Origin of the sequence: Parendozoicomonas verongulae (genome assembly GCF_009711465.1) — a bacterium.
GTDB lineage: Bacteria > Pseudomonadota > Gammaproteobacteria > Pseudomonadales > Endozoicomonadaceae > Sansalvadorimonas > Sansalvadorimonas verongulae.
This window is the reverse complement of the sequence record NZ_SMME01000472.1, coordinates 1-980: the sequence shown is the minus strand read 5'-3', so window position 1 is coordinate 980 and position 980 is coordinate 1. Positions and strand designations below refer to the sequence as shown.

The following is a 980-nucleotide window of genomic DNA, read 5'->3' as shown; positions in this document are numbered from 1 at the left end:
GTGCGGCTGGTTTTACGTGCAATGTAATTGGTGTGGTGTGTGAACGCCTCGACAAGCGGCTTGCGCAACTCCGGGGCAGTGGTGGTGCGCAAGTGCGCAAAGGCTCGCAGGGCACTACTCAAGGCTCTTGAGCAGGACTGAGGGTATACAGGTGCGGCAGTGTTGTTCACTGTGGCAAACTCCTTTGAGTGTGGAGCCTGCCGCCCAGGTTGAGAATCCTGAATTGGCGGCAAGGCTGACAGGGTTCTCAACACCGGCCTCAAAGGATACCGGCCCATCCGAAGATGGCCCTATCAGCCCTGCCATAAACTGGAGATGCTGAATGATGGCACAAAAAAACCGCTGGAGAGCGGACTGTGCTCCTTTGAGATAGTTTACCGGGTTGAGAAGTCCGGGTGCTGATTTTGCAGCTACGGGGCGATTATCTGCCTCTGTATGGCCTCGCGTCAAGGGTCATGATCATTTCACCGCGTACTATGATTGCCCCCAACACCAGTGACCGGAGCTACCCAATGAAGCGTTACACCGAGTTTTCTGAGCTTATAGCTGCCTTGAAAGCAGAGCAGGAGCACATACAGACAATCATTGACGCCCTGCAAAACCCAAAAGACACCACGGAAGAGAAGTTGATCATCGAGTACCTGGTAACGCGCAGCACCGTTAAGGTTGCCGCCTATGCCAAGGTGCATGGGGTAAAGTCACCAGCAGGGAAGGCTTTCAGACCGGGTGATATGAGTGAGCTGATAAACGAAGGCAGCGAGAACATTACCCCGCTGCTGCTTACAGTGGCCCGAGACATCTTTAGAAAGAACAGTAATGCGGCCTGGCGAGCCTATGGTTAGTTGGTGGTTCAGATATGACAAAGGCCCCTTATAGAGGCCTTTGGGTTAGCTATGATGGCTCACAGCAGTGCCAGTGACTACTTCTGCTCCTTAGAAGCAATACTGGTGAATATATAGATGAGTGGACGTTGTTCTGTT

The 980-nt window shown here is 52.8% G+C and carries 1 protein-coding gene; it reads left to right on the top strand.

Going from position 1 to position 980, the window contains the following annotated elements:
• Positions 1-512 precede the first annotated feature (512 nt).
• Entirely contained in the window at positions 513-842 is a 330-nt protein-coding gene (locus tag E1189_RS01045; RefSeq protein WP_155158263.1) for a hypothetical protein, read from the top strand.
• Positions 843-980 lie beyond the last annotated feature (138 nt).

Excerpts from the sequence above, each read along its gene's own strand:
- E1189_RS01045 (WP_155158263.1), top strand. The coding sequence starts at position 513 with ATGAAGCGTTACACCGAGTTTTCTGAGCTTATAGCTGCCTTGAAAGCA.